At 49.7% G+C, this 13,920-nt stretch carries 19 protein-coding genes; 6 read left to right on the top strand and 13 right to left on the bottom strand.

All coding sequences use genetic code 11. From position 1 onward, the window contains the following. Positions 1-130 precede the first annotated feature (130 nt). A complete protein-coding gene (locus tag D6024_RS04665) occupies positions 131-853 on the bottom strand; it encodes a hypothetical protein (RefSeq protein ID WP_162944536.1) in 723 nt (240 codons plus the stop codon). A gap of 373 nt (positions 854-1,226) precedes the next feature. On the opposite strand from D6024_RS04665, the gene D6024_RS04660 reads away from it, so the two are divergent. The 3 genes from D6024_RS04660 (at position 1,227) to D6024_RS04650 (ending at position 2,680) form a co-directional block, all read left to right on the top strand. Beyond that, positions 1,227-1,445 (top strand): hypothetical protein, encoded by a 219-nt coding sequence (locus tag D6024_RS04660; protein ID WP_162944535.1) that lies wholly within the window; start codon positions 1,227-1,229, stop codon positions 1,443-1,445. 152 nt (positions 1,446-1,597) lie between these two features. Continuing rightward, positions 1,598-2,155 (top strand): pyridoxamine 5'-phosphate oxidase family protein, encoded by a 558-nt coding sequence (locus tag D6024_RS04655; protein WP_205573220.1) that lies wholly within the window; start codon positions 1,598-1,600, stop codon positions 2,153-2,155. A 138-nt stretch (positions 2,156-2,293) separates the two neighbouring features. Continuing rightward, positions 2,294-2,680, top strand: coding sequence for a DUF7793 family protein (locus D6024_RS04650; protein WP_121353360.1), 387 nt, complete (start codon positions 2,294-2,296; stop codon positions 2,678-2,680). Between the two features lie 15 nt (positions 2,681-2,695). Here the strand turns inward: D6024_RS04650 and D6024_RS04645 are convergent, their stop codons facing one another. Both D6024_RS04645 and D6024_RS04640 read right to left on the bottom strand, forming a co-directional pair. Next, complete coding sequence (locus D6024_RS04645; RefSeq protein WP_162944534.1) at positions 2,696-2,920, bottom strand: hypothetical protein; 225 nt, start codon at positions 2,918-2,920, stop codon at positions 2,696-2,698. A 46-nt stretch (positions 2,921-2,966) separates the two neighbouring features. Further along, on the bottom strand, positions 2,967-3,797 hold the full coding sequence (locus D6024_RS04640; protein ID WP_121353358.1) for an OmpA/MotB family protein: 831 nt from the start codon (positions 3,795-3,797) through the stop codon (positions 2,967-2,969). Between the two features lie 163 nt (positions 3,798-3,960). On the opposite strand from D6024_RS04640, the gene cyaB reads away from it, so the two are divergent. Then, positions 3,961-4,488 carry a class IV adenylate cyclase gene (gene cyaB, locus D6024_RS04635; protein ID WP_121353357.1) on the top strand — a complete coding sequence of 176 codons (528 nt, stop codon included), beginning with the start codon at positions 3,961-3,963 and terminating at the stop codon, positions 4,486-4,488. Positions 4,489-4,592: 104 nt separating this feature from the next. Continuing rightward, on the top strand, positions 4,593-4,910 hold the full coding sequence (locus tag D6024_RS26520) for a hypothetical protein (protein WP_162944533.1): 318 nt from the start codon (positions 4,593-4,595) through the stop codon (positions 4,908-4,910). Between the two features lie 49 nt (positions 4,911-4,959). Here the strand turns inward: D6024_RS26520 and D6024_RS04625 are convergent, their stop codons facing one another. Next, the gene (locus tag D6024_RS04625) at positions 4,960-5,697 is read right to left on the bottom strand and encodes a DUF72 domain-containing protein (protein WP_121353356.1); all 738 of its coding nucleotides are present in this window, start codon (positions 5,695-5,697) and stop codon (positions 4,960-4,962) included. 109 nt (positions 5,698-5,806) lie between these two features. Between D6024_RS04625 and D6024_RS04620 the strand changes: the two genes are divergently transcribed. Continuing rightward, complete coding sequence (locus D6024_RS04620) at positions 5,807-6,142, top strand: hypothetical protein (protein ID WP_240409933.1); 336 nt, start codon at positions 5,807-5,809, stop codon at positions 6,140-6,142. Here the strand turns inward: D6024_RS04620 and nagA are convergent. The 9 genes from nagA to D6024_RS04570 form a co-directional block, all read right to left on the bottom strand. Next, on the bottom strand, positions 6,132-7,220 hold the full coding sequence (nagA, locus tag D6024_RS04615; RefSeq protein ID WP_121353355.1) for an N-acetylglucosamine-6-phosphate deacetylase: 1,089 nt from the start codon (positions 7,218-7,220) through the stop codon (positions 6,132-6,134). The two genes, D6024_RS04620 and nagA, sit on opposite strands and share 11 nt — an antisense overlap. Before the next feature lie 92 nt (positions 7,221-7,312). Then, positions 7,313-8,959, bottom strand: a complete 1,647-nt coding sequence (locus tag D6024_RS04610) for an ArnT family glycosyltransferase (protein WP_162944532.1) — start codon at positions 8,957-8,959, stop codon at positions 7,313-7,315. A 96-nt stretch (positions 8,960-9,055) separates the two neighbouring features. Continuing rightward, complete coding sequence (locus D6024_RS04605; RefSeq protein ID WP_121353353.1) at positions 9,056-9,457, bottom strand: arsenate reductase ArsC; 402 nt, start codon at positions 9,455-9,457, stop codon at positions 9,056-9,058. A gap of 52 nt (positions 9,458-9,509) precedes the next feature. Continuing rightward, a complete protein-coding gene (gene arsN2, locus D6024_RS04600; protein ID WP_121353352.1) occupies positions 9,510-9,938 on the bottom strand; it encodes an arsenic resistance N-acetyltransferase ArsN2 in 429 nt (142 codons plus the stop codon). Positions 9,939-9,983: 45 nt separating this feature from the next. Beyond that, entirely contained in the window at positions 9,984-10,823 is an 840-nt protein-coding gene (locus D6024_RS04595; protein WP_121353351.1) for an arsenite methyltransferase, read from the bottom strand. Between the two features lie 96 nt (positions 10,824-10,919). Then, on the bottom strand, positions 10,920-11,255 hold the full coding sequence (locus D6024_RS04590; RefSeq protein ID WP_121353350.1) for an ArsR/SmtB family transcription factor: 336 nt from the start codon (positions 11,253-11,255) through the stop codon (positions 10,920-10,922). Positions 11,256-11,849: 594 nt separating this feature from the next. Continuing rightward, a complete protein-coding gene (locus D6024_RS04580; RefSeq protein ID WP_240409932.1) occupies positions 11,850-12,989 on the bottom strand; it encodes a methionine aminotransferase in 1,140 nt (379 codons plus the stop codon). A gap of 1 nt (position 12,990) precedes the next feature. Further along, positions 12,991-13,344 (bottom strand): MmcQ/YjbR family DNA-binding protein, encoded by a 354-nt coding sequence (locus D6024_RS04575; RefSeq protein WP_121353347.1) that lies wholly within the window; start codon positions 13,342-13,344, stop codon positions 12,991-12,993. Continuing rightward, positions 13,341-13,919, bottom strand: a complete 579-nt coding sequence (locus tag D6024_RS04570) for a Rid family hydrolase (protein ID WP_121353346.1) — start codon at positions 13,917-13,919, stop codon at positions 13,341-13,343. Before D6024_RS04570 ends, D6024_RS04575 begins: the two co-directional genes overlap by 4 nt. Position 13,920: the final 1 nt, after the last annotated feature.

The following is a 13,920-nucleotide window of genomic DNA, read 5'->3' as shown; positions in this document are numbered from 1 at the left end:
AGGCAGGCTATTTTGGAGCAAGAAGTTTCGGCAATGCAACTGTTAGCCGTAAAGTGGCAGCACTTGCACTTGCATTTGCACCATACGATATAAGCTTTATAACTGCATTTTGACAGCTCACAGCAAAACGTTAATTCCTTGGGACTGCACTTGAGTTATAATAGCTTAAAAATAAAATGATGTCTTTTTCTTTTTCAAAATTTAAATGGTTTGCATCAATCCATTCTTTCAATTTACCTGAAAGAGGTACATGAACAAGTACGTTTTCTTTGTCCATCTTTTTGATTTGTTCAACCTTTTGCCCTTTTCTTATAAAATAGTAATTGGTTTCTTTGAAATAATAGCGCTTGGCTGATAAAGCAGAATCACTGGTTAAAAGCTCTTTTTGGATGTATTTTAAAAGTTGATATTCACCAGTATTGAGTACTTGTACAAAGCCATCCATTTTCTTCCTATTTAAGAAAAGATTGAGGACAAATCTAATGAATGTGACTGTGTCGCTCGGTGTAACAAATACGACTTTATTGACATTGTTATCGGCCAAAACAAGTTCTTGGTTTTCTTTTAAAAAATAGAGTTCATTGGTAAACAGATTTATTTTAACAGGAGTTGTTTCAATCGGAGCCCCATTTTCAAACAGGATTGCGTTTAAATAACTGTTTTTCCAAAAAGGAGTTCCTGTAACATCAGCATAGGTTACCCCATAGTTGTTGTTGTTATCACGAAACACTCGTTCGTCTCTTTCTTTTAAAAATTTAGCGGCTGATTGAGTGGTTGCCGATTGAGCGTAACCTACGAAACTAAATGACAACAGGCTTACAATCAATGTTTTAATAAGAAAGATATCACTCATAACAGACAAAATAATTAGCCCAATAGTTATAAATATAATGTGATTTGAAGCAATGGCATCATCATAAACAGCTTCATTTTTGGATTGTCAGACGAAATAGCAGCAAGGATGCGGCTAACATACCGCTTTGTAAAAGTGGAGTTGAAGTGCTAATTTTCAGCGGCAAACATCAATCTTCGAAAGTACAGAAGTTGAGCAACCAATTTCCAAATAACCCACCTTCACAAAGCGCTTTCACGTTAGCTACAACTAAAACCACCCTGTATGACCAAAGCTAACAGAGAAGCTTCACTTTAAGATTGTCACGTTTCCTGGGTGACAAATCACAATTATTGACGTAATAATGTGGAAGGAGTATAAACCAGTTTGAGAAGTGAATTTGATGAAAAATGGCTATGCTTTTATTGTGTTTTTTGCACTATTTATTGCAGTTTCCCGGACATGGTTTGATAGAGCTTATGTAGCAAAAGATTTAAGTGAAGCGCCTTTGATCAAGCTAATTATGCAAGGGGCAATCTTGTTTACATTATTTGTAATTCCGGGAATTCTTTTGGTTCGATGGTATTATAAACAAAAAAGTAAAATGCAATAAATCATTAAGCGGACACTTGGTGTCAAGTGACACGTTGGTTTAATAAAGGCGGCACAAGACAGAATGTAGTCGGGAGACTTTCACTGCATAATTCTACAAGTGAGACAAGCGGCCAAAACATGTTGACGAACATTGAATGCCCAACCTTAGCTGTGAAACACGATCAATCATTCGCTCGCTTCCCGAATTCTTCTTCCTCTCTACCTGGCGTAATTTTGTTGGGCAAACAGCACGTTTCCCATGGGTCTCTTAACACAAGAAGTCCGGGCTTTGTCAACCAGGCCAGGCTGGGGTTTATTGCAACTGTTTGTCCCGACGGAACGCCCAACCTGTCACCGAAGGGAACGACGATCGCCTGGGATGAAGAGCACCTGGCCTTTGCTGATATTCACTCGCCGGGAACAACCGCGAATCTTTTGGCCAACCCTTCCATCGAAATCAATGTGGTGGATGTGTTTACCCGCAAAGGTTACCGGTTCAAAGGAGTGGCGCAAGTACTCGGACGGGGAGCGGTATTCGAATCGATTCTTTCATTTTACTGCAGCGCCGGCAGTCAATATGCCATCAGGCATATCATTCTCGTGCAGGTAAACCAGCTCATTGCCCTGTTTTCGCCTGCGTATGACCGTTTGTCCGAAGAGCAAATAACCGATCGATGGATCGATTACTGGCATTCGATTCACCCAAAGAAAGAAAGGGGATCGCCGTAAATCGCACAGCTGCTGGCACCAGCTTTTGCAACACGATTTTTTATTGGAAGAAAGAGTATTTTGCCCCGGTAATGGTGCGAGGTGCAGGTCTTCTAACTACGGAAGCCGCGTTGCGCTTCTCCGTTCGGCAAACATCGTATGACACCTCCCGCAGACAAACAAACCTTCGAAGGCGAAATTGCCACCTACTGGTTCGACGACGGTATCCTGGTTTCGCTTTCCAAAAGCCCCAAACGCACAGTTGAAAACATCACCCGCAACGTGGCGCTGGTAAAAGAACTTACCGGCAACAAGCCTGTTCCCCTGCTCATCTACCTGTCGCCGTCTCCGGTTCCCGACAAGGCAACCCGGAAATTTTCGACCACGCAACTGCCGCTGATCTATTCGGCCATGGCCATGGTGTCCAAACCGGGACTTGCACAGTTTATCATGAACATTCTTTTCCGGCTAAAGCCGCCGCCCATTCCCATGAAAAGCTTTACGGATGACAAGGCGGCCAAAGAGTGGCTGAAACAATTTCGCTGACGGGAAGTCTTTTGCTTAGTGTTGTTTCAGTAAATATTTTTCCAGTGCATCAACGGCGTTGTCTTTCACACCTTCCGACGCCTCGTCAACAGCCTGCCATTCGTCGTGTGTGCGCCGGAAACAATACCGGGGCAATGCCGTGTTTTTGGGAAGAAAGCAGTAGGTCTCGTTTTCAAAAATGATGTGGTAATCTGCGTTCTGGCCATCGATGGGCAGTGTGGTCCAAAAAAGATCTTCCATAAAAAGGGTTTGTTGGTTCAGGTTGATTGCACCTTGGTTTCCGCCGTTAATTGGTGCCGGCTTCACTCATGGTCTTCGTTTGCTCCAGGAGTTGCAGGATCTGGTCAAGCTTCGGCGCCAGGATGATCTCCGTGCGGCGGTTTTTTTGCCGGCCTTCCGGTGTACTGTTGCTTTCTACGGGTTCAAAATAGCTGCGGCCCGATGCTGTAACCCTGGTGGGATCGACGGCATACGTATTGGTCAGCAGGCGCACGATGGAAGTCGCCCTGGCCACACTCAGCGCCCAGTTGTCCTCGTAGGTTTTGCGAATGGGAATCGAGTCGGTATGCCCTTCCACCACGACGTTGATGTCGGGGTTATTGTTCAGGGCCTGCGCCACGGTTTGCAGCGCCGCTTTTCCTTTCTCATTCACCACCGCACTGCCCGACGGGAAGAGCAGGCTTTCCTGCATGCTCACGTACACGCGGCCATTCTTGGTAAACACGCTTAATTCATTCGAATTGAAACCCACCAATGCATCGGCCATTTTCTTGCGCAGGTTTTCCACGGCCTCACCCTGTTGTTGCAGCAGGCGACGCAGTTCGAGCAGGCGCTTCTGCTCGGCTTCCAGTTGCTTTTGGGTGAGGTTGGCCTGCCCGGATGCCTGCGAATATTTTTTCAGTGCTTCGTCGATCTGGGCAATCAGGCGGGCATTGTCTTTTTGCAGGTTGTCGACCTGGCTGCGCAGGCGCACCACTTCATCGTTCAGTTTCGTGTTCTGATCGAGAAGGCTTTGTTCGCGGGACAACGACTCCTTGTATTTTTTCTGCGACACGCAGGACGTAAAGGCAAAGGCGAGAAAAAGGGCAATGAAGAGACCGGATTGTGTTCTTTTCATTCGAAAAAATTTGCCTAAAGGTCGGGAAAAAATTATGCCAGTAGGGAGAAGATAGTCCAATATTGGATAGTAGTAGGGATCGGGAATTGGTTGAACTTTATTTGAATTATCGCAATATCCCAATATCTGCTATCCAATATCCAAATATCTCTTTCTTTGCGCCATGCATGTCAACTTCGAATTCAAGGCAAGACACCAGGATATCGGCGATGCCGAACAGCGGCTGAAAGAACACGCTCCTCTTTTCGTTGGTGAAGACCACCAGGTAGACACCTATTTCAATGTTCCCAATGGCCGCCTGAAGCTACGGGAGGGCAACATCGAGCAGTCCCTGATCTTTTACCAGCGCACCAATGTGGCAGGTGCCAAACAGTCCGACGTCACACTTTACCAGCACAAGTCGGACCCTGCGCTGAAGCAGGTTCTGGCACAGTCGCTCGGGGTTAAAACCGTGGTGGATAAAAGACGCAGGATCTATTTTATCGATAACGTCAAATTTCACTTCGACACGGTGGAGGGCCTCGGAACGTTTGTTGAGGTAGAAGCCATCGACAAAAACGGAACCATCGGCCTCGAAAAACTGAAAGAGCAGTGCAGTCACTACCAGGATATTCTTGGCGTAAAGCAGGACGATTTTATAGCCGAATCATACAGTGACCTGCTGCTGGCAAAAAAATCCTCACTTGCATAAACGGTGGTCTGTCCGGCCTGATGCACTAAAAACCTGACTTTCTTCTGGTTATCTCCCGGCGGTTTTTTGGCATAGCTTTTTGAGTGGATTACCAAAAGCAAGCTATGAAGAAAGGAGATAAATACAACGGACCGGAATTATCGGACATTACGATCGACGATCTCCTGAACGGCAATACACAGGTGAACGGACATTATTTCCCCGACACGGAAGATGACATTGAAGACGACGACGATGATGATACCGGCGATGAGGAAGACCTGGTTTTAGGCGACGAAGACGAACTGGAAGGCGACGAAGAAGAGTACGAGATCGAGATGGATGATGATGATGTAGACATGGACGATATTGACGACGACGATCTGGTTTTGGACGCAGATGACGACCTGGATGAAGACGAAGACGAGGAAGACGACCTTTAATCAGTAGCCTATTGCTTTGTAAATAGTCACGCAGCAATGTGTGACTATTTTACTTTATGAACCGCTGTAACCGTTTTGCATCTACCGGTGCGTAACCGTGGATGTCATTATTGAAATAGGCCCAAACCTCGTGTCCGTCGGCCACCCATCGCCTGAATTTGCCGGCAAACTCCTGCAGCATTTCATCGCTGTAGGCAGACGCATACAACGCGTCCGGGCCGTGAAAACGGATATAAATATTTTTTGCCGTGATCATCTCCGAATAAGGAAACACGTTGCCGGACTGTGAAATCACAAGGCCGATGTCAAACGCCGTCATCAGGGTCAGGCTTTCTTCCGCAAACCAGGAGGGGTGGCGCACTTCCATCACAAACGCATAGGGATGGTAGCTGAATTTTAGCAGGCGGTAAAAATGTTCGGCCACGTCATAGGTAAATTTCAGCATCGAGGGCAATTGCACCAGGATGGGTCCCATCTTTCGCTTCATGGGTTCAAACACGGAGAAAAAACGGTCCAGCGGCTCTTCGGGTTCCCGCAGTTTTTTCATGTGCGTGAGATAGCGGCTCATCTTTGGACAGAAGAGAAAATCGTCCCGCACCTGTGCCGTCCATTTCTCCACGGTTTCGATGGTCGGCAGCCGGTAAAAACTGCCATTGATTTCTGTCGTGGAAAAAAAAGTCGAGTAGTGGGCCAGCCACTTCGCGGAAGCGAGCTTTTGCGGGTAAAACAAGCCTCTCCAGTGCCGGTAGCTCCAACCGGACGTGCCGATATGAATGTGCGAATCCACGCTTTAACAAAATAAAATCCGGGCCATACAACGGTAGGGGTCATGCGCTCGTCTCTCAAAAAGAAATTTCGGCTTGCCGGATTAAAACAATTTCTGCCAACAAGTGAAAATGAAACAACTTCTCTTTCGCAAGAACACAGCAGTGGTCGTGACGGAAAAACAAAAGCCACTGCCCTCACTGGCGATGTGTTTGCTGATGGATGCCATCGGCAGCGCTGTTATCCTGATCCCCGTGGCCGGTGAAGTCATCTGGGCGCCCATTTCGGCTGTTATTTTCTGGCGGATGTTTGGTTTCCGCAAAGGCTTTTTGGGCGGTGTGTTTTCGTTTATCGAGGAACTGATTCCCGGCATTGATTTTATCCCGACGTTTACCATCAGTTGGGCCCTGCTTTATTTCAAGCGCAACAAAGAAGCCTTGTCGTTCCGTTCGCTGATCAGGCTATAACATCAACCATCTGTAATTGCTTATTTAACACGACGAATTGCGCCGCACTACCCGGCGCAATTTTTCCGTACAGGTGCGAGACTCCAAGGAGCCGCGCCGGGTAAAGCGAACACATTCGCAGGGCTTCCTCCAGTTCAATTCCCGCTTTGTCGACCAGGTTAAAAAAAGCATCGTACATGCTGATGGCAGAACCGCTGAGGGTGCCGTTGCATTCGTACTTGTCGCCAACCCGGTGATGCCGGTACGCACCTTCGGTGGTTTCCGTCACGGCATCGGTGATGGCGAAAAGGCGTTCGCCCATTTGGTTTTTGGCAATCGAGATGGCGGCGAAATCCACGTGGTGGCCGTCGGGAATAATACTGGCCATGGCCTTGGGATGCTGAAAAGCGGCACCAACGAGTCCCGGCTCACGGTGATGCAAAGGGCTCATGGCATTGAACAGGTGCGTGGCCGTCGGGATGCCTTTGTCAAACGCCTCAATGGCCTGCGTGTACGTGGCGTTGCTGTGGCCCGCCGAAAGAAGAACACCTGAAGAAAGAAGCAGGGCCAGCACCTCGTCGCTGCAGACTTCCGGTGCAAGGGTGATGGTTTTGATCACGTCTTTGCCATAGGCTAACAGCGCCTTCACGTCTTCTGCTGTCGGCGCATGAATCAGGCTCTCGATGTGTGCACCGCGTTTGGCCGGATGAATCCAGGGCCCTTCGAGGTGCAGACCGGCAACGCCGATTCCGCCCTGCTGCCAATAATCCCGAACCGCGTCGATCCCCTGTTTGAAAACGGTCGGCGTATTGGTTGCCAGCGTGGGTTGAAACAGGCAGGTCCCTTCTTTTGAAAACACCTCGTTCATGGTGCGAAGTGTATCGGCCGTGGGATAGACCGCAAAAAGTTTTTGCGCCGCACCATATACCTGGAAGTCGACAAAAGCGGGAACCATAAAGGTTTCTGCCTCTTCACTGACAAACGGCTGTTCGGCCGACGGGTTAATGGCCCTGACCAAATCATCTTCAATCAAAATTTCCTGGCTGTAGAGCCATTCGGTACCGGTGAACAACTTTTCCGCACGGAGGGTCTTACGCATGGCATAAATGTAACAAGGTTTCTTTTCCCAGAATCGGGACTGCCCTTTTTCATCCCTCCAACCAATATCCCACTATCTCAATATCCACTATCCTACTTCACCCGCACCAGCAGTAGCCTGGTCAGCTCTCCCTTTCGTGTTGCCGGGTTCACAAAGGGCAGTTGCATGCGGGTAATCTCGTAGTCATTGTGCTGGTAGGTTTGCAGAAACGAAAAGCCTTTTTGCTTTATCTCCGGCAGGTGCTGCGAGTCGGTCATGAGCCAGACAGGGGAAGGGTTTTGCAGCACGGAGTCGGCAAATTCTTTTCGCAGTTCGGCCGTGTAAAATACGTAGGAAGAACTGTACACTCCCGGCCAGAAATAAACCTGTTTGGCATCCACATTTCCCTTCGTGTCAAACGCCAGTTCGTTGCCAGCCTGGTAGCGCAAAAGCTGGGGATAAAAATTGCTGTTCAGCAGGTAAAACACCAGCAGCGACGTCACCACGGAAGCCGCCACCATTTTCGGCAGCGACAGCCGCACCCGCAAAAGAAAATAGGCGCCGGCCAAAAGCAGGAGAAAAAATCCCGCGATCACCCAAAACCCGAAAATGGGAAAGGCCCAGATATTCACAACGCCTGCCACCAGCAAACACAGCGTGCAGATGATGACCTGCGTGACCAGCAGCGGACGCAGGTTCTTTCGCTTTTCCCAGCGGTCCAGCAGGAAAGAAGCCGTCAGCACAGCCGACACAGGAAAAATGATATTGAGATAGTGCGGCAGCTTGAACCCCGAAAAGGTCAGCATCAGCGCAATCACCAAAACCGAGGTAATCGTCAGCCACTCCCATCGCCGGGTAAAAAAGCCTTTGAGCCGGTGGAAGAAGGCCACAAAAGCCAGCACGCTCCACGGCGCAAAAGCCCACAGGAAGGAGTGAAAGAAAAAAAGGTAATCGTTCTTGGCATCGGCACCAAAGCTGTCGCCCTGGAATCGCTCAAAATTCTGTTTCCATAAAATAAATGCAACACCCGAACGGCCGCTTTTTCCGCGGATGACTTTTTCCGGGTGCAGATCATACTGCAGGTAATAGCAGTACACCACTGGTGAAATAAAAAGGGCAAAGGCAGCCAGCAATACAAGCAAGTGCCAGTGAAGAAAGCTTTTAAAATCGCCCTTGTACACGATGTAAAAGAAAGTGCCGACGGCCGGCGTGAAAACCGCAATATGTCCCTTGGTACAAAAGCCAAGCGCCAGGCCCAGCGCCGCGCCAACGACGTTGACCAACCGCTTGTGGTTGACCCAGTCCACCAGCTGCCAGGTGGCAAAGATGATGGAGGCGGTGAGAATGGCGTCCATCCGCACGTCGTTGTTGGCAAGGATGTAGGCAAAGGCCGAAGCCACCATCAGGGCGGCCAGGCGTCCCACTTCGGCATTGTACAGGCTTTTGCCTAAGCGAAAGGTGGAATAGGTGCCTAAGATGGTAAAGAGAAAAGAGGGAAACTTGTAGGCAAAACCCGTTACACCAAACACCGAATAGCTCCAGGACGACAGCCAGAAATGAAGGTGGGGTTTGTCAAGGTAATCTTCGCCGTGATCGACCAGGTTCACGTAATCGCCGGTCAGGTACATGCGCAGGGCAATGTCGGCATGGTGCGCCGAGTCGTTATCCATCAGCGGCACAAAGAGGCCGATGATGTATACAACGCCCAGCAGGGAAAAAAGCAGCAGGTACTGAGAACGGGAGAAAACGGTCGACTGCACAAACAAAATTTTGGCAAAGCTAACCGGGGAGAAAATCAAAATTCAAAAGGAAAAAGGAAAACCGGCGAACCGGGCCACAAGACTCCCTTTTGCCTTTTAGTTTTTGCTTAGCTGCGGTAGCAGTTCCTTTACCTTTTGCGCAATGAAATCCCGCACACCCCTGAAGTCTTCTTCGTTCATGTGCTTTGGATCGGGAATTTGCCAGTCGATAAATTGGCTGGCCGGCATCCACGGGCAGGCATCGCCGCAGCCCATGGTCACCACGGCATCAAAAGGTGCATGGACTTTTACTTCATCCAGCGACTTGGAATGGTGCGTTGTGAGATCATAACCCAGCTCTTTCATGGCTGCAATGGCCTTGGGATTGATGACACCCGAAGGCTTTGAGCCGGCACTGTAGGCTTCCACCTCGCTGCCGCCAAGAATCCGGGCAAAGGCTTCACTCATCTGGCTGCGGTTGCTGTTTTCCACACAAACAAAAAGGATCTTAACGGGCATATGGTACTTTTTAAAATGAATCCCCGTAGGTTTTGAAAACCTCCGGGATTTATCAAACAAGCTGTTTTCTCATGAGGGTGGCGGTAGAAGGGCAGACGGAAGAAAATTCCGTCGTTTGCTTGACAAACGGCGGCACCTCTTCCCTGCCAATGACCAGGTAACCTCTTTTGGAAAAGAACGCAGCAGCAGTTGTGGTCAGGAGGTAGAGCGTTTCGATTCCCCTTGCCTTTGCCGTTTCTTCCAGGAAGCCCACCAGTTGCTCTCCATATCCCTTTCCGCGGCTGCCCTCCTCCACACTCAGGCTCCGGAGCAGGCCCACCGTTCCGTTGTGCTCCAGGCCGATCGTGCCAATGATTTCGGCATCTGTTTTCAGTTCAAAAAGCTCCGTGTGCTCGCCGATGTCCTGCACAGGAAGATTGGCCCTGGCCAACAGGTCAATGGCGTTTTCGTACGTCGTGGTTGATACAGGTGAGACGGTCATGGTTCGCGAATTTACCGGAATGAAGAAATCAAAAATTGCCGGCGATTAACAACAGCCGGTGTTCGGTTCGCAGCAGGGCTTTTCGGCATACACCGTAATGCTGTAAATACCCAGATCAGAATCCTTTAGTTCCTGCAATTCGCTTTCGGAAATGTAGTTGCGCAGGATGTCATCGGGAATGATGATCTTTTTTTCTTTCAGCAATTCGATGTTCTGGAAACCCGTTTCTTTTACAAGGGCCAGGTAATCGCTTTTTTGAATGGCACCGGCCACGCAACCTGCGTACATCTCGGCGGCCTGTTGCAGTTTTTCCGGAAGCTGTCCCTCCAGCACAATATCCGAAATGGAAAAATGCCCCTTTGGCTTCAGCACCCGGAAGATCTCGGCAAATACCGCCTTCTTGTTCGGCACCAGGTTCAGCACGCAGTTGCTGATGATGACATCGGCCCTGTTGGCAGCCACCGGCAGCTTTTCGATATCGCCCTGGCGGAATTCAATATTGTTGAAGCCAAGCTTGTCCACGTTGGCCCTTGCTTTTTCGATCATGGCTTCGCTGAAGTCAACGCCGATCACTTTCCCGCTTTCCCCCACGTAGCGGCGGGCCACAAAAGCGTCGTTGCCGGCGCCGCTGCCAAGGTCAAGCACGGTATCACCCTCGTTGATCTTTGCATACTGCGTAGGAATGCCGCATCCCAGGCCAAGGTCCGCATCGGGATTGTAGCCTTCGAGCTTTGTATAATCATCGGACATGATGGTGTACGCTTCGTCCGTGCAGCAGGGCGACGTAGCGCCGCAGCAGGAGGTAAGATTTTGCGCCAGCGACTGGTTAGCGATCTGGCTGTATTTTTCTTTCACCAGTTCTTTTAATTGTGTTTCGTTATTCATTGTAATGAATTTGAAAATTAGAAAATTAGAAAATGTGAAAATGGCAGCTGGCAATCCTTATTCTGTTCAGCATTTTCACATTTGCACATTATCCCACTAGCAACAGGCCTTCTCGTTCTTTGCTTTCAGGTTCGTAAAAAGGCTGTTGATCCCCGCGGTGAACTTCTCAAAGGCTTTCCAGTTGATGCAGTAGCAGGACCGCGGTCCATCCAGTGTGCCTTCGATCAGGCCGGCATTTTTCAGTTCCTTCAGGTGCTGCGAAACGGTCGATTGCGCCAGCGGCAATACGTCCACGATCTCACCGCAGATGCACTCGTTCTTCTGCGCCAGCACTTTTAAAATGGCGATGCGGGCCGGGTGGCTCAGTGCCTTGGCCACTTCGGCCAGTTCCTGTTCTTTTTTGCCAAACTCTTCTTTCTTATGAAACGCCATTGTTTTATTTTATATCGTAAATATACGATAATAGAACCCGCACCAAAAAAATTTTTATGATGAAAGGCATTTTCTCATTTTGAAAAAATTCCCGGAGACTTTGAAAACCGCTGGCTCGCAAGCAGGACGTGCCTTCGGCATGTCCCTACACGTGAATGCCAAACAGCCTAATGAAATGCGCATAAAATCCTTCTGCGGCTTCAGCCTAAAAGACTGTTGCTACTGGCTTTCGTTGTTCTTCAAAAAATTGGTGATCCTTTCTCGTCCAGCGCCTTTTTGCGCCACCCGCACTTGCGGAAAAGATTTTAATTTCTAAAGGCGCAAGACAGCGCCTGCAGGCTCTTGCGCCGAAAGCAGATTGTAATCACATAGATTTACCACTTATCGTGCAGATCGCACCAAAGAAGAAAGATTGAAAACAAAGGAAAAGCCTCAGACCTGTAAGAAATGGCTGTTGTGCGCAGGCCCGGCCGCCTGCGCGGAGCGTTCAGGGCGGCATAGATCTTTTTAGAGCAATGCCAAAAAGGAACAAACACTAACTAAAAAGGAAAGATGCGAAGAGCGCCTGCCGCCTTCTGAATGCAACACGAGCCACTACAGTTTCACCAGCCGCTCAATGGCCGCATCCAGCGTTTCGTCTTTTTTGCAAAAACAAAAGCGCAACACCAGGTGATTCACTTCCTGCTGGTAAAAGGCCGACACCGGGATGGTGGCCACACCAACGTCTTTGGTCAGGTGAATGGCAAAATCCTTCTCGCTTTCATCCGAAAGGTTTTTGTAGGAGTAGATCTGGAAATAGCTGCCGCGGGTGGGAAGCGGCTGCAGCTTTGTCTGCGCCATACCGGCCTGGAAATAGTCCCGCTTTTTCTGCAGGAAAGGGCCGAGCTCCAGGTAGCTTTCTTTTTTCTTTAAAAACGCCGCCAGCGCCACCTGCTTGGGCGTGTCGCAACAAAAGGCATTAAACTGGTGGATCTTCCGGAACTCTTTCATCAGAAATTCCGAGGAAATGCTGTAGCCCAGCTTCCAGCCCGTGCAGTGGTAGACCTTGCCGAACGAAAACGACACAAAGCTGCGCTCCAGCAGGTCGGGATGTTTTAAAATGCTCTCGTGCTGGTAGCCGTCGAGGATCAGGTGCTCGTACACTTCATCGGAGATGATGATGATCGGCGTGTCTTTTACAATCTCCCGCAACTGCGCAATGTCTTCGGCCGACAAGACGCTGCCGGTGGGATTGTGCGGCGAGTTGATCATGATGGCACGGGTCTTTTCCGTCACCCGCTTTTTCACTTCGGTCCAGTCGATCCTGTAGTCCGGGAACGTAAGCTGGATGGCAACGGCTTTGGCACCGTTGACTTCAATGGCAGGAATGTAGGAGTCGTAAGCCGGCTCAAACACGATCACCTCGTCGCCTGGCTGCAGGATGGTGGTGAGAGCCGTGTACAGCGCATAGGTGCCGCCGGGAGTCACCGTGATCTGTGTATCGGGATTGATTTTCGTGCGGTATAAAAATTCCACTTTCTCCGCGATGGATTCCCGCAGGGGCAGGTAGCCGTTCATGTGCGTATACTGGTTGAAGCCTTTCCGCATGGCTTCGTCAACAAGGGCAATCAGCTCCTCGCTCATGTGAAAATCGGGAAAGCCCTGGCCAAGGTTGATGGCGTTGTGTTGCGCGGCCAGTACGCTCATCGTGGTAAAGATGGTGGTGCCCACGTTGGGCAGTTTGGATACAATCATGTTAACGGGAGATTTCTTGTTTGGTTTTCCGGGGCAAGCTGTCAACGACCAGGTCATACGAATCATCGATCCATTGATGCAACAGTTTATCGCCAACAGTGCCGTCAACCAGGATGGTGTTCCAGTGTTTTTTGTTCATGTGGTAGCCCGGCAAAACACAGGGATGGGCATCACGCAACTGGATGGCCTCTTCGGGATCGCATTTGGCATTGAACTGCAACGGAACAGCGTCGAGTGAAGCCAGCAGGAACATTTTGCCGCCGACCTTGTACACCAGGGTATTGGGGCCGAAGGGTGTTTCTTCCGTCACGCCTTTTTTGGAGAGGCAATATTGCTGAAGGGTTTCGATGTTCATTGTGTGAGGATCGCTGTTATTTCAATTTCCACCAGGTATTCCGGCGCCACCAGGCCTTTCACTTCCAGCATCGACGTGCAGGGCCTGATGCTGCCAAACACCTCGCCATGCGCTTTGGCGTATTGGTCAAACCGGGAAATGTCGGTGACAAACATCCGGGTGCGAACAACGTCTTTCAGCGTCGCACCGGCTTTGTGAAGAATGGTCTCTATTTTTTGCAGGATAAACTTCGTTTGCTCGTAGGCATCGTCGCGGCCCACAACATTACCGTTGTCATCCGATGCCACGGTGCCGCTGACCTCAATGTGACCGCCCACCTTTACCGCACGGCTGTAGCCCACTTTGTCTTCCCATACGGCACCGGAACTGTAGTTGGTTCGCCGGGCAAGCGGGTATTCAACGGCTTCGCGGATGGCTTCTGCCGTCAGGTGCGGGTAGGCGGCGAGAATATCTTCTACCGTCGCTCCCGAATCCGTCAGTTCCTTGATCAACTGCACGGTGATCCGCGTGCCTTTAATGCAGGGTTTTCCGCCCAGGATTTTTTCGTCCGAATGGATATGTTGAAAGCTTGTCATG

This window comes from Flavisolibacter nicotianae (genome assembly GCF_003628535.1).
Lineage (GTDB): Bacteria > Bacteroidota > Bacteroidia > Chitinophagales > Chitinophagaceae > Flavisolibacter > Flavisolibacter nicotianae.
This window is presented reverse-complemented; position numbering and strand designations above follow the sequence as displayed.

Excerpts from the sequence above, each read along its gene's own strand:
- D6024_RS04665 (WP_162944536.1), bottom strand. The coding sequence starts at position 853 with ATGAGTGATATCTTTCTTATTAAAACATTGATTGTAAGCCTGTTGTCA.
- D6024_RS04650 (WP_121353360.1), top strand. The coding sequence starts at position 2,294 with ATGACACCTCCCGCAGACAAACAAACCTTCGAAGGCGAAATTGCCACC.
- D6024_RS04645 (WP_162944534.1), bottom strand. The coding sequence starts at position 2,920 with ATGGAAGATCTTTTTTGGACCACACTGCCCATCGATGGCCAGAACGCA.
- D6024_RS04640 (WP_121353358.1), bottom strand. The coding sequence starts at position 3,797 with ATGAAAAGAACACAATCCGGTCTCTTCATTGCCCTTTTTCTCGCCTTT.
- cyaB (WP_121353357.1), top strand. The coding sequence starts at position 3,961 with ATGCATGTCAACTTCGAATTCAAGGCAAGACACCAGGATATCGGCGAT.
- D6024_RS26520 (WP_162944533.1), top strand. The coding sequence starts at position 4,593 with ATGAAGAAAGGAGATAAATACAACGGACCGGAATTATCGGACATTACG.
- D6024_RS04620 (WP_240409933.1), top strand. The coding sequence starts at position 5,807 with ATGAAACAACTTCTCTTTCGCAAGAACACAGCAGTGGTCGTGACGGAA.
- nagA (WP_121353355.1), bottom strand. The coding sequence starts at position 7,220 with ATGCGTAAGACCCTCCGTGCGGAAAAGTTGTTCACCGGTACCGAATGG.
- D6024_RS04605 (WP_121353353.1), bottom strand. The coding sequence starts at position 9,457 with ATGCCCGTTAAGATCCTTTTTGTTTGTGTGGAAAACAGCAACCGCAGC.
- arsN2 (WP_121353352.1), bottom strand. The coding sequence starts at position 9,938 with ATGACCGTCTCACCTGTATCAACCACGACGTACGAAAACGCCATTGAC.
- D6024_RS04595 (WP_121353351.1), bottom strand. The coding sequence starts at position 10,823 with ATGAATAACGAAACACAATTAAAAGAACTGGTGAAAGAAAAATACAGC.
- D6024_RS04590 (WP_121353350.1), bottom strand. The coding sequence starts at position 11,255 with ATGGCGTTTCATAAGAAAGAAGAGTTTGGCAAAAAAGAACAGGAACTG.
- D6024_RS04580 (WP_240409932.1), bottom strand. The coding sequence starts at position 12,989 with ATGATTGTATCCAAACTGCCCAACGTGGGCACCACCATCTTTACCACG.
- D6024_RS04575 (WP_121353347.1), bottom strand. The coding sequence starts at position 13,344 with ATGAACATCGAAACCCTTCAGCAATATTGCCTCTCCAAAAAAGGCGTG.
- D6024_RS04570 (WP_121353346.1), bottom strand. The coding sequence starts at position 13,919 with ATGACAAGCTTTCAACATATCCATTCGGACGAAAAAATCCTGGGCGGA.